The sequence below is a fragment of the Reyranella sp. GW821-FHT14A01 genome, from assembly GCF_058803965.1.
This window is the reverse complement of record NZ_JBXAPM010000004.1, coordinates 1-12,634: the sequence shown is the minus strand read 5'-3', so window position 1 is coordinate 12,634 and position 12,634 is coordinate 1. Positions and strand designations below refer to the sequence as shown.

At 62.8% G+C, this 12,634-nt stretch carries 7 protein-coding genes and 1 pseudogene; 4 read left to right on the top strand and 4 right to left on the bottom strand.

Annotated features, from left to right (window positions below; all coding sequences use genetic code 11):
* The first annotated feature begins 595 nt into the window (after window positions 1–595).
* Both AC1ROX_RS08945 and AC1ROX_RS08940 read left to right on the top strand, forming a co-directional pair.
* Entirely contained in the window at window positions 596–2,185 is a 1,590-nt protein-coding gene (locus AC1ROX_RS08945) for a nucleotide sugar dehydrogenase (RefSeq protein ID WP_493125321.1), read from the top strand.
* Window positions 2,182–3,435 (top strand): glycosyltransferase, encoded by a 1,254-nt coding sequence (locus tag AC1ROX_RS08940; RefSeq protein ID WP_493124548.1) that lies wholly within the window; start codon window positions 2,182–2,184, stop codon window positions 3,433–3,435. Before AC1ROX_RS08945 ends, AC1ROX_RS08940 begins: the two co-directional genes overlap by 4 nt.
* Before the next feature lie 12 nt (window positions 3,436–3,447).
* On the opposite strand, the gene AC1ROX_RS08935 is transcribed toward AC1ROX_RS08940, so the two are convergent.
* Window positions 3,448–4,179 (bottom strand): phytanoyl-CoA dioxygenase family protein, encoded by a 732-nt coding sequence (locus AC1ROX_RS08935; RefSeq protein ID WP_493124546.1) that lies wholly within the window; start codon window positions 4,177–4,179, stop codon window positions 3,448–3,450.
* A gap of 519 nt (window positions 4,180–4,698) precedes the next feature.
* Window positions 4,699–5,379: a helix-turn-helix transcriptional regulator gene (locus AC1ROX_RS08930; RefSeq protein ID WP_493124544.1), complete on the bottom strand. Its 681-nt coding sequence runs from the start codon at window positions 5,377–5,379 to the stop codon at window positions 4,699–4,701.
* 250 nt (window positions 5,380–5,629) lie between these two features.
* On the opposite strand from AC1ROX_RS08930, the gene AC1ROX_RS08925 reads away from it, so the two are divergent.
* A complete protein-coding gene (locus tag AC1ROX_RS08925; RefSeq protein WP_493124542.1) occupies window positions 5,630–6,679 on the top strand; it encodes a right-handed parallel beta-helix repeat-containing protein in 1,050 nt (349 codons plus the stop codon).
* A gap of 12 nt (window positions 6,680–6,691) precedes the next feature.
* Here AC1ROX_RS08925 and AC1ROX_RS08920 read toward each other — a convergent pair whose 3' ends face one another.
* Together AC1ROX_RS08920 and AC1ROX_RS08915 are read right to left on the bottom strand one after the other, a co-directional pair.
* Window positions 6,692–7,636 (bottom strand): right-handed parallel beta-helix repeat-containing protein, encoded by a 945-nt coding sequence (locus AC1ROX_RS08920; RefSeq protein ID WP_493124539.1) that lies wholly within the window; start codon window positions 7,634–7,636, stop codon window positions 6,692–6,694.
* Between the two features lie 62 nt (window positions 7,637–7,698).
* Window positions 7,699–9,057 carry a putative O-glycosylation ligase, exosortase A system-associated gene (locus tag AC1ROX_RS08915; protein WP_493124537.1) on the bottom strand — a complete coding sequence of 453 codons (1,359 nt, stop codon included), beginning with the start codon at window positions 9,055–9,057 and terminating at the stop codon, window positions 7,699–7,701.
* Between the two features lie 332 nt (window positions 9,058–9,389).
* Here AC1ROX_RS08915 and AC1ROX_RS08910 point away from each other — a divergent pair.
* Window positions 9,390–12,634 (top strand): annotated as a pseudogene (locus tag AC1ROX_RS08910) (hypothetical protein); the annotation flags it as partial.

Sequence of the window (12,634 nt, the reverse complement as noted above, 5' to 3'; positions counted from 1 at the left end):
GCGCTGCAGAGAGCAGAGACCTTCAGGGAGTACTCCCGACGGTGGGGCCCGGATGAGATCGTGGACTTCAATGGCTGCCTTTGCCTATCGAGGTCGGGCTGTCTTTGGCGCTCTCCCGCTTGCAAGACGCCGCATGGGCTTTACCAACACCTTTTCATCGCTTTTGGAGAAACCTTTTGCAAAAAGTGGCTTGCCGAAAACAGGCTAATTTGCGATTGGAACTATCGGGTGGGGTAAGCCGTGGTGCCAGATTTTCAGTCGCTGAAATTGGGCGACCCAGATTCTTCAGAGTTAATCGATCGACTTCCGCGTGGGTCTCATTAGATGAGCCCACCCAGCGATTACCTGTTGCGCGTTACCCGTTCGGGTCCATCGGATGCACCGTTCGGCTGGACGATTATCCGCCAGCAGGATTCCAGCGAGATCGCACGCTCGGAAAGAACATTCCCGACTCGGATAGAGGCTCTCGCGGACTCGGCGAGAGTTGCGGCTTCCCTGGCTTTAGAGGGCACTGTCGATCCCGATCCGTCGGACTCATGAAAAATAGCGGCATCGTGCAGGGCCCGGCGAGAATGGCTGCGCACATCGCTTGAATGTGCTGCCGCTCGGCCTGGAGGAAGTCCGGCCCGACATCAGCGGCAAACAGCAAGTTATCGCTGGACGCCCCCGCCTCCGTTCCTTGTACCGACGTCCAGCCGCCGGGTGCAGCGGTGGTAGCCCGATCGAGCCCGCCGATAACGTGGCTATCCTCCCGCGCGCTTGCCGCTTCTTCTACCTCGACGCACGATCAGTTCGCGCCATGGCAGTTGTGATCGTTGCGGTCGCTGCGGCGATCGTATCGTTTCCGTGCAACAGCGAGCTCAAATACATGCGCATCTCGGTTTTCGGAATCGGCTATGTCGGTGTCGTGTCCAGCGTCTGCCTCGCAGGTCTGGGCCACCGGGTCATCGCGGTCGACGTGACACCGTCCAAGGTCGATATGCTCAGCCGTGGCCTGTCTCCGATCGTGGAGCCCTCCGTCGATGAGCTGATTGCCGACGCTGTCGGGCAAGGCCTGCTCACCGCGACCGAAAACGGTGCGGAGGCCGTGGCGGCCACCGACCTGTCATTGATCTGCGTTGGCACCCCCAGCGCGGCCGACGGCAGCGTCGCGTTCAACGCAGTGGATGCGGTGATTGCGGAGATCGGTGCGGCGATCGCCGCGAAGCAGGCCCCGCATGCCGTGGTCATGCGGTCCACCCTCCCGCCAGGCAGCGCCGAGGAGCGCGTGATTCCGGCGCTCGAGGCCGCTGCCGGCCGGCGCATGGGCGATGGGCTGCATTACTACAGCAACCCGGAGTTCCTGCGCGAGGGAACGGCGGTCCAGGACTTTCACGCCCCGCCTTACACGCTTGTCGGCGCGGCATCCGGCGATAATGCCGATCTGCTGCGCCAATTGTACGAGCCGCTGGCGACGGCACTGCATGTCGTGCCGTTTCGCGTCGCCGAAAGCGTCAAGTACCTGTCGAACGCCTACCATGCCGTGAAGCTGGCCTTCGCCAACGAGGCCGGTGTCGTCCTGGCGGCCTATGGCATCGATGCACCCGCTACGTTTCGGCTGTTCTGTGAAGACCGGATTCTCAACATTTCCTCGGCCTATCTGCGGCCCGGCTTCGCCTTCGGCGGCTCCTGCCTGCCAAAGGACATGCGTGGCTTGCTCTCCCTGGGCGATCGCAAGTCGATCCCCATGCCGCTGCTGTCGCAAGTCCTGAGCAGCAACAATGCCGTTGTCGATCGCGCATACGACTTGATCGCGTGTCATGGGCGCCAGCGCGTCAGTCTCTTCGGGCTTGCGTTCAAGCAAGGCACCGACGACCTGCGCGAAAGCCCGCTGGTGCAGCTGGCCGAGAGGCTGATCGGCAAAGGTTACGAACTCAGCATCTTCGATCGCCCGGTAAAGGTCGCCTCACTGCTCGGCAGCAATCGAAGCTATGTCGAACGCGAGATTCCGCATCTGGAGAGACTCATGGTGGATAGCCCGGAAGCCGCTCTCACGGGCAGTCGATTGGCTGTGATCGGTCATATTGGTGCGGCGGACCGCCCGGCACTGCTCTCGGCACTCAACGGCCAGGCCGTCGTGGATCTGGCGGGAATTGGGGAACTGCGAGCTCGATCCGATATCTCCTACAAGGGTATCTGCTGGTGAGCCGCCCGCGTCTCCTGTTCATCAGCCCGCGGTTCCTGTTTCCGCTCGACGAAGGCGGGAAGATCCGGACGGTGGGAACCCTGCGCGGAATGAAGGGTGGTGCCTTCGAGATCACCCTTGCATCTCCCCGGCCACCGGATGCCGAGCGGCATGCCGACAGCCTTGCCGAGGTCTGCGACGCCTTTGTCGGCTGGACCGCTTCGAGCCACGGTCCGCTCAAGCGTCTCGCGACACTGATCGGGCAATTGCCGGTCTCGGTCGCCGGCGACCGTTCGGCCGCCGGCCGCCGCGCCGTGGCGCGCGAACTGGCTGCACGCCCGGACGTGGTCGTGGTGGATTTTCCCCACACGGCGGTGCTGCTGCCGAAGGCACTGCATTCGCCTTCTGTGATGTTCACCCACAATGTCGAAACGGAGATCTACGAACGCCACGCCGCCGTGGCCAAAGGACTATGGAAGCGCGTGTGGCAGCGCGAGGCCTCAAAAATGAAGGCCTTCGAACACACGACTCTCAGTCGATTCGATACGGTCGTGGCCGTGTCGCAGCGCGATGGCCGCGTGCTGCGTCAACGGTTCGGCCTGAAAGCGGTCGAGGAAATCGATACTGGCATCGATCTGGACTTCTACGCCTTCCACCCTCCAGCAGATACGGCGCGGACCGTCGTATTCGCGGGCGCCATGGACAGTCGATCCAACATCGAGGGTATCGGATTCCTGATGGACAAGGTCTGGCCGATCGTAGCCGCTGCCCGGCCGGATGCGCGCATGGCTGTCGTCGGCAGGAATCCGCCGGCGACATTGGTTGCCGAAGCTTCGAAAAGGGGCCTTCCCTGGCGGTTCACCGGCTTCGTGGATGATATGAGGCCGGAGGTACTCGCAGGCGATGTTTCGGTGATCCCCCTGAGGGTCGGCAGCGGCACTCGACTGAAGACGTTCGAGGCGATGGCATTGGGCCGCCCCGTGGTCTCGACGACGCTCGGTGTGGAGGGTCTTGCGGTTGTGTCGGGCGAGCACTGCCTGGTCGCCGATACGCCCGAAGCGTTTGCAGCCGAGATCATCCGATTGCTGGCCGATGCGCAATTGCGCAGGCGCGTCGCAGCTTCCGCGCGAAGGCTGCTGGAGGAACAGCGCTTTTCATGGCAGGCAATCGGCCGGGAATTCGAATCGATCTGCCATCGCACCATCGATCGCGGTCGACAATCCGTACACGTCAAGACGATGGTCGATTGCGAGAATTTCGCGACGCCCTGACGGAAGAACCATTCAGCTGCCGGTTTGGGCCAGGACAAGCCTGTTCACGTAGGGATCGAGTCCATGATGACTGGGATCCACGACGGGCCTGTATTGCAACGCGAAGTTCGCCAGGATCGAGTACTGCACCTGCAGCAGAAGACGCGGCGCACGCTGCGGCGGCATTCCTGCGTGAATGCCGATCGTATCGGCCAGAAAGGTCGTACCACGCGGGCCGAGGATAGACCGCAAATTCTGCTTTCCGAATCGGGCCTCGACTTCCGCCTCCGAGTAGGCTTTTCCGCGCAGGCGACCGCGCGTGTTGTGGGAGCCCGCGACGTAGATATGAGGGCCGGTCTCACCGTCCACGTCGGTCAAATAGACGAACAGCTTCAGGAATCGCCATTCGTCGGGGTCGCGATGGAAAGCCTGCGTCATGTCAGGCGCGTTCGAGCCCGGAAATGACCACCTGAGGCCTACGGCAGAAATGGTCGGCTTGCAGCCGAGGTAGGCCGATGCAAGCCGGAGGATGTCTGGCCGATTGAGCGCACTCATCAGCCAAGGGCAGGCAACCACTGTTGGCAGCTCATAGGCGGCCATCGCGGTGCCCGCGGGCAGCTCGTTGAGCGACACACAGCTCCCCTTCTGCACCACGACAGGTTGGCGCATGCAATACCCAACGACATCCGCCAGCTCGGACGGTGAGAAGAGATCCGGCACCTTGGCAATGCCATCCCGCTCCAACACGGTCACGACGTCCTGCAAATCAGGCTCCCGCCGGGTCGCCAATGGGGCATGCCGGAATCTCACTGCAGCCGCGAGAACACGAGCGACACACCTTCTGATGGCCGGATGGGTAACGCAGCGTTGCGCATAATAGGCGGCCGCATGACTGGGAACGAAACCTGGACCGGGCCGCAACGGTGCATAGGATATCATTGCTACACCAGATTATGGATAACGGACCGACCCAGCCGGCCAGTCTATCGGCACGTGCGTCTGATTGAATCTTGAAACGGCGGCGAGAGCTTCCGGTACATCGTTACAATCAGCCAATTCGAAGGTAACAGAACCGCTTTACTTACTCCGAGCGCTTTGGATGTAGCCCTGTAGGGACCACTTACTATGAAAAACAGGCGACCAGGCTAACCATCCGGGTGCGACAACCCGTGGCCCTCCGATCGACAGCGGGGTCGATTTCCCCGATGTCGATTGTTGATTGCAATGGAATGTCTCTCGCTGAACGCCGATGGTCGAATACCGAGGCAGCTGCACCAAAGTGCGTCAAGCCGCGGCTACCCCGTGTGCCACTGGACGAAGCGCCAGCGGGCCGCGATTGACTTCGGCGCCGTACCCCCGCTCGAGCGCCCAGATTGCCGCTTGCGTCCGGTTCGCCACGCGTATCTTCCGCAAGATCGACTTCATGTGGACTTTGATCGTCGCGTCGGTAACGCCACACGTGCGGGCAATCATCTTGTTTGAAAGGCCCTTTACCACGCCCTTCAGGATCTCCTCTTCGCGCTGGGACAGGCCACAGGACAATCGAAGCGAGGCAGAGCAGTCGATGACACGGTTCTTCACATCGTCCCCTCGTGCCGGATCGTGTGAAGCAAGGCTCAACGCGTCGGCCTCTTCTCTGATCGTCCGGGATGGCATCGACGAACATGTCTCGGCCTTCAGAACAAGGATCCGGAGGTTTGCGGCAACGATCCTCTGGAGCGTGTCGACAAGCGTATCCGGCGACGCGAACAATGGGATGCATCCATCGATCTCCGAAGCCAGCACCTTCTGGAAATCGCCCGATGACGCACGCTCAAAGAGGAAGATGACCTTGGCTTCCGGCCACAGCTCCCGAATGTGCGTGGCTGCGCAGGCAGCCTCATCGACCGGCAATGCGCTGAGGATGACCAGCCTCGGCGCATCGGTGGTAGTCGAGGTCCTGTCGATGTCGGCGGGCGAAGCCATATCTCCGACAATGTGATAGGAATGACTTACCATCAGTGAAACCAGCGCTTCGCGTACCAGCGAACGTGGCTCAATGACCATCGTAGCTAGACTCTGTCGCATAGCAGCCCCCAAGCTTCTCGAAGGAGAATAGCGCCATGATGGTTCGCCTCAATTAACATAAGATAAGTTGTGTTCATTTAATGCTCTTCCACCCGTTACTGGGCGACACGCGGTAGCGCGGCAGCATCCACAAAGGAGAGTCTCTTCGATGAAATGGCCTGCACGCCGCGCCGGAGCGCGTCGCTGCCGCAAGCAGCTGGCCACATTGTTGCTCCTCTGCACGTCCCTGGCGTTTTGCGCGCGCGCCCATGCCGATGTGCTGGTGGTTGGCACGGGCCCCGACGACGCCTTCCGTCTGCCCAGCGAGGCAGCGGCGGCGGCAAACCCGGGCGACACGATCCGTATCCTGCCCGGCACCTACTACGACTGTGCCGTGTGGCGCGGTGATAACCTGATCATAGAGGGCAGCGGCGAGACGACGCGCATCACCGACCGCATCTGCCATGGCAAGGCGATCTTCGTCGTAACGGGTCACAACGTTCGCGTCCGCAATCTGGCCCTGGCTCGCGCGCGAAGTCTCGATGGCCACGGAGCGGCGATCCGGTCGGAAGGCACAAACCTTTCCCTGGACGGCGTGCTGATCGAGAACAACCAAGACGGCATCTTTGCACCCGGCCTCGCGGGCGGCGACCTGCGCATCGAGCGGAGCACCTTCCGCGGCAATGGCGCGATGCCGGGCAGCACGCCCAGCGCGGCGGTGCGTGCCGGCCGCCTCGATACCTTGCTGATCCGGGACAGCGTATTCGAGAATGGCCAGGGAAAGGCCGCGATCCTCTCCGGCGCCGATCGAACGGAGCTGGAAGGTTGTCGAATCGGCGGCGGGGCGCTGCTTGAAGGCGCCGCCGTGATGGTCGAGGGCGGGTTGACGGCTGTGCGCAACCGCATCGAGGGCGGGACAGGCCCGCGAGGCCACCGCGCCGGGATCCTGGCCCTCCCTTCTGCCAGCCTGCATCCTCTCCTGATCACCAGCAACCGACTGGAGGGCGACGGGCTGCTCGTGCTGAACTGGTCCGGCCGGAGCCTGCAGTTGGAGGACAATCACGTTGCTTCCGAAGCCTTGGAGGCCAGTCGCTCCGGGGTATGGTGGTTCGGACTGCGGCAATGGCTGCGGTCGGCGTGGCAGGATCTACGCGGCTGGATTGTGCACCGTCTTGAAAATTCGGCAGTGATCGAGCGGACGCCTCATCCGGCGACGTAGCGATCTAGGGATTCAGCGCGATATTCCGGCTCCGGACACCACTTGGCCATCACCGCGCAGCGGGGTGACCGTGGATGGCAGGCTGTTTCCCTTCAGCAATGACGGCGTCGCCGTATGATTGCTGACGAAGACAGTACGGTAGGCGCCCTCGAGAGCAAGGACATTCGATTCTATGCGGATCCCGGGCGTCGGCCGGTCCACTCCCTCTGCGCCAATGGAAATGGCGGTGCTGCGGTTGCTCGAGCGAGCCCCTTTGGACAACCGGTTGCCGCGCAGCAGGACGGCGCCACCATTCGGTATATCGACCAGGTAGCTGGACGTGCCTTGAGGCCCGTCCTCGATGGAGCAGCCCAGAACCTCGGTCGTGTAGGCACGAGATTTTACGTGGTGACCCTCGCGCTGAGCGCTGAAGTGCGAGTTCTCCACGCGCAGCAGTTCGAGCGGCCCCGCATAGATGCCGTGGGCGCATTCTTGCTCGCAGCTGCCATTGCCGGTGAACACGCTGTCGCGCACGATCAGCGCGCCGCGCCTCACGCCCGCATGCAGGATGCCGTTTTGGTTACGAAGGAAGCGCACGCGCTCGACGGTGAGGTTGATGCCCTCCGCCCGGATGCCCGCGCCATTGCTGTTGGCGCTGCGGGCACCGGTGAGGGTCACGCCGCGGACCGTGACATCGTTGCCCGGAATGACGAAGACGCCTTTCCCCTCGCAGGTGCGATTGCCGATGACAACGCGCTCAGAATCCACCCCCTCGATGACGAGTCTATCGGCTCGCCACACCGCACAATCCTCGTAGGTTCCTGGCGCGATCCTGATGACATCTCCGGCACGGGCCGCGACAGCGGCGGCCGACGGCAGGCTGAAAGGATGGCCCGGGCCGACCTCAAGCACCCGGGCCTCGGCGTGCAACACACCTGGCGACAGCAGAAGAATGAAGAGGAGCGTGGCAAAACGCATAGATGATCACCCTATAGGACGCCTGTCATACACGCTCGCCGTCGGAGCCCGACGGATTGGACCTATCGTGAAGGTCTCACATGCTCGACACGATGCCGCCAGCCGCCGGGCAGAGCCGGCGCGACGCGGGCCTCGACCGTTGGCGCTGGTGCCGCGGCGGCGCGATGCAGTGCAGCCGAGGCGCTGACCGCCAGCGCGAACAAATAATATTGCAGCGGGTAGAAGGCGATGCCGACGAAGGCGGCACCCGCCATGAAGATCAGCACGCCATGACTCAACGCACGCGCGAGGTCTCCGAGCCATTCCAGATCCGGCCTGTGTCGCACCCGTCGCCGGATACGCCACATGTCGAAGAAGAACACGGCGAAGATCGAGAAGAAGAGCGCGAGACCGATCCAACCGTGCTCGCCCAGGACCTCGAAGTAGATACTGTGGAACGCGCGGCCTTCTTCGACGATCTCGCGTCCATATTCGTCGCGCACCTCGATACGATTGCCGAGATACGAGTTGAAGCCGGCGCCGGCGGGGTACCTGTTGGCGAGGTCGATCGTCCAGGCCCAGACCTCCAGGCGGGTATTTGCGCTCTGCTCCTGGCGTGGATCACGAGACGTCGAGATGCGTGCGAGCCAGGCATCGCCCATCAAAGGCACCACGGCCGCCGCCGCGGCTGCCATCATGACCACCACCATCAGCTTGTGGCGGGATTGCCACCAGGTAAGCACCGCCCAGACGAAGCAAGCGACGACGGCTGCCCGCGCGAAGGTTCCGAAAGCTCCGATGATCCCAACGGCCGGAGCGGCCAGATAGGCCCAGCGCAGCCAGCCTCGCGCCGGCGCCAGCAAGGAATGACGCTGCAGATAGACGACCAGCGGCAGGCAGGCGAATGCATAGGTGCCGAGGGTGCTGCCCTCTCCTCCCCAGCCGCCATTGATGTCGATCAGCCCGAATGCGCGACCGTAGCCGGCCCCGCCAATCACCGACTTGATTGCGAAGGGAAGTACGTTCGAGGCTATGCATAGCAGAATGACGAGCAGTGCCGCTTCGATCTGGACACGAGAGCGGAAGACGAATGGCAGCACCGCTGTGAAGACAATCGTCTTGAAGGCCCAATCCCACTTCCACCAAGCTGAGCTGGGGAACTGCGACCAGCTTGTCGTCAGGGTGATCCAGGCGGCCCAAACGACCAGCAACGCCGTCAGCAGCCCGAGCCGCGGAGGATCCCGCCGGTCCAGCACAAGATAGGCCCCGACAGCGAGTGCCGCCGTTGTCAGGGAGAATGGAAGAAGCTGACCGAGCGCCGGCGCGACGTCATGTGGGCGGAACAAATCCACCCATATGTAAGCAAGCGCCATCACGAAGGGCGCCATGCCGCCCAGAACAATCAGCGATGCCCAGCAGCCAAAAATGAAGAGGGCTTGCATCGCGTCGACTCGCTCAGCGTGGCGGGCGCTTCGGAAGCATGGCCTTGTCGCGGCGTTCCATCAGGATGGCGCGAACCGCTACGGCGACAATTCCGCCGCATGTCAGCAGAATGACGAGACTGTCGATCATGCGCTCATCGCGATCCAAAGCGCAGGCAGGCTGAAGGACAGGATCCTGCAGGAGCCGTGCTCTACTTGGCCCTCATACATTTTCGCCCCTCTTGTGACCGTTGCGTGGGAAAGCGCCGGAACTCCTTTGTTATCCATCATCCGATGGTTGTGGAAGGACCTTGTCGTGGTAACTCCGATGGCGAATACGATGAGGAGCGGGCATGAGCTTGGCAGATATTGACTTCGGCATTCAGAACGCGACGACGACCAAGAGCACTGCGCAGTACATCCGCTTCAATCAGACTTTCGCCGATGGCGACTTGCCGAAGGGACAATCCATCAGCGCTGTCACGGGCACTCAGGTTGTGCCGCTGCAGATGGACGTGCTGTCACGCTATGCCGACGGGTCCGTAAAATCAGCCATTCTGACCGCAGCCGCCCCCGCCATCGCCGCCGGCGCGACGCTGCAGGGCACGTTGTCGGCGAGCAGTCCAACCACCGGAGCGGCCATCGCGAACAACGCGGCGTTGGCACAGGGCTACGACCTCACCGTCAACATGAACATCTCGGGCCTTGGCGCGGTGACGATCAACGCCGCACAGAAACTCTCTTCCGCCTTGTCGAGTGGCGATTTCGAAGTACTTCGCCAGGGCGCGCTGGCGACCGAAATCAGATTCGATGTGTCGGTCACCCGTGCACTGCACGTCACCTTTGATGTCGTCACCTATGCAGACGGCAGCATCTCGACCAAAGTGATGTTTCAAAATGACACCGCCATGGGAAGCACCGGCGGCGCCATACTGTTCAGCAGCCTGTCCATCGTCGAGGGCGGCGCAACACGCTTCAGCACGACCAACCTGACGCAGTATCAGTACCAGGTCTGGGCGCAGGACGTCAGCCAGGACAGCAGTGCCAAGCCGACGCTGAATGTCCGGCATGACATCGACTACCTGGAGCAGACCGGCGCCATCTGGAACTACGACCTCACCGCCACCGTGGGTAGTGCTCCTGCGGTACCGTCGTCCTGGAGCAACGTGCTCGGAGTCAACGGGCTTTACCAGTACATGCCGACCACCGGTGGAAGGCCGGATATCGGCCCGACCACCGAGGCGAATGCCCGTTGGCTGATTACGCAAGACGCCGCCGCCGCAAACTATGCTCTTGCCCAGGCACAGGCCGCGGGCAGCATTCCCTGGCACTACTACGATACGGCGAAAGGTCACGTTCTCTCGGTCACGGACTACCCGTCATTGTGGATCGACTCGCGCGGCAGCGTCCGGCCGTCGCAGATCGCGGGGACCGAATCGGGCTGGACCACCGACCGTGCCCATAGCCCCGACGCCTCCTACGTTGCCTGGCTCCTGACCGGAGATCGCTACCATCTCGACATGCTGAACGCCCAGGCCTCGTTCGTGATCGCTTCCAGTTGGAACGATCCCCGGCAGAACGCAAAAGGCATCGTCGCCAACTCGAACGAGGAACTTCGCGCGCAAGCCTGGTCGCTGCGTGCTGTCCAGGAAGCTGCCTATGCCAACCCGGACGGCTCCTACGAGAAGACGTATTTCACGCAGATCGCGGACAATAACTGGGCTTATCTCAACGCGTCGACAGCAAAGCTCACCAAGGAGCAGGGCGCGGTCCATGGCTATTTCGAAGGCACTTATCGCGAGACCGGGGCGATAGCCCCCTGGCAGCAGGATTTCTTCGCCAGCACCACCGCCCTCGCCGCCCTTCAAGGCAATGCTGATGCCCGTGCCGTCCTGAAATGGGAGGCAAACTTCCTCAGTGGGCGCTTCCTCTCTTCCGACATCAATCCCTACAACGGCTTCAACTACTCGCTGAACGTGTATGGAAGCGACGGCAAGGCGCTGACCAACTGGGCCCAGGTGGCGGCGGCCAGCCAAGCCGCCGGCACCTACAGCACCGGCCCGTCCTCCGGCTACTGGGCGGAACTTGCCGCCATGAGCAACGCCAACATCATCACCGTCTTCGCCGGCGGCGAGGATCCAACCGATCACCGCGTGGCGGCAGATGCGATGCGCGCCTATGGCTGGATCCTGGCCGCCGGCATGCCGGACCTGCGGACCGATGCGCAATACCAGGTCGTTCCGCGCATGCCCGACGGCACGCAGATCGGCGTGACGGAAATGCGCGTCGTCGCTCCCACGGCGCAGAACACCACCGTCACCTTCACGGGCGACAATGTCTTCGCCTATGACCGCGGCGTCGGCCGCACCACACTGATCGGAACGGTTGGCTCCGATGTCCTGATCGATAATTCCACCGGCGGGGGTGACCGGCTCGAGGGCCGGGCCGGCGACGACTATCTTATCGGCGGCACCGGCACCAATGTCTACGTGCCCGGTGACGGGCAGGACTACGCCCTGGTCCGCGGCGGCGCGGCGCGCTTCGAGGTAAGTGCGGCGAGCCCCGGCCGGCTCGAGATAGAAGGCTTCCGGCCCGGCACGGACATCATCGCCCTCCTCGGCCCGGTATCGCTCGCCTCAGTCCTTGCCTCTGCCCGTTCGGACGGGTTCGGCGGCACGCTGCTCACCATTTCACCGGAACGAACCATCCGGCTGAATGGCCTCGCGCCGTCCAAGATAAGCGGCACGATCTTCGACATGAGCGAAGCTGCGCCGTCCGAACCATCCGAACCAGCCAACGGCCTTCTGGGCACGGTTGGCGACGACAAGCTCGTGGGTACCGCCGGGGCCGACACGATAAAGGGCCTCGCGGGCAACGATGTGTATATCGTGAACCGTGCCGGCGATGTGGTCGTCGAGTTGGCTGGCCAGGGCACGGACACGGTGCAGAGCTCGGTGAGCTATACACTGCCTGCCGATGTCGAGAATCTTACGCTGACGGGCAGCGGCAACATCAACGCCACGGGTAACTCCCTGGCCAATATCCTCACGGGCAACGCCGGCAACAACATCCTCGATGGCGGTGCCGGCGCCGACACGATGACGGGCGGGGCCGGCAACGACACCTACCGGGTCGATCACGCCGGCGACGTCGTCGTCGAAGTGAGCGGACAGGGCACCGACACGGTGCAGAGCGCGATGAGCTATACGCTGTCGGCAAACGTCGAGAACCTGACGTTGACGGGCAGCGGTAACATCAACGCCACGGGCAACGCACTGGCCAACGTGCTCACCGGCAACGCCGGCAACAACACGCTCGATGGCGGAGCCGGTGCCGACACCATGACGGGCGGGGCCGGCAACGACACCTACCGGGTCGATCACGCCGGCGACGTCGTCGTCGAAGCGAGCGGACACGGCACTGACACGGTGTCGAGTTCGGTGAGCTATACGCTGTCGGCAAACGTCGAGAATCTCACGCTGGCCGGCAGCGCCAACATCAACGGCGTGGGCAACACCCTGGCCAACGTCCTGACCGGCAACGCAGGCAACAATGTGCTCAATGGCGGCGCCGGTATCGACACGATGACGGGCGGGAC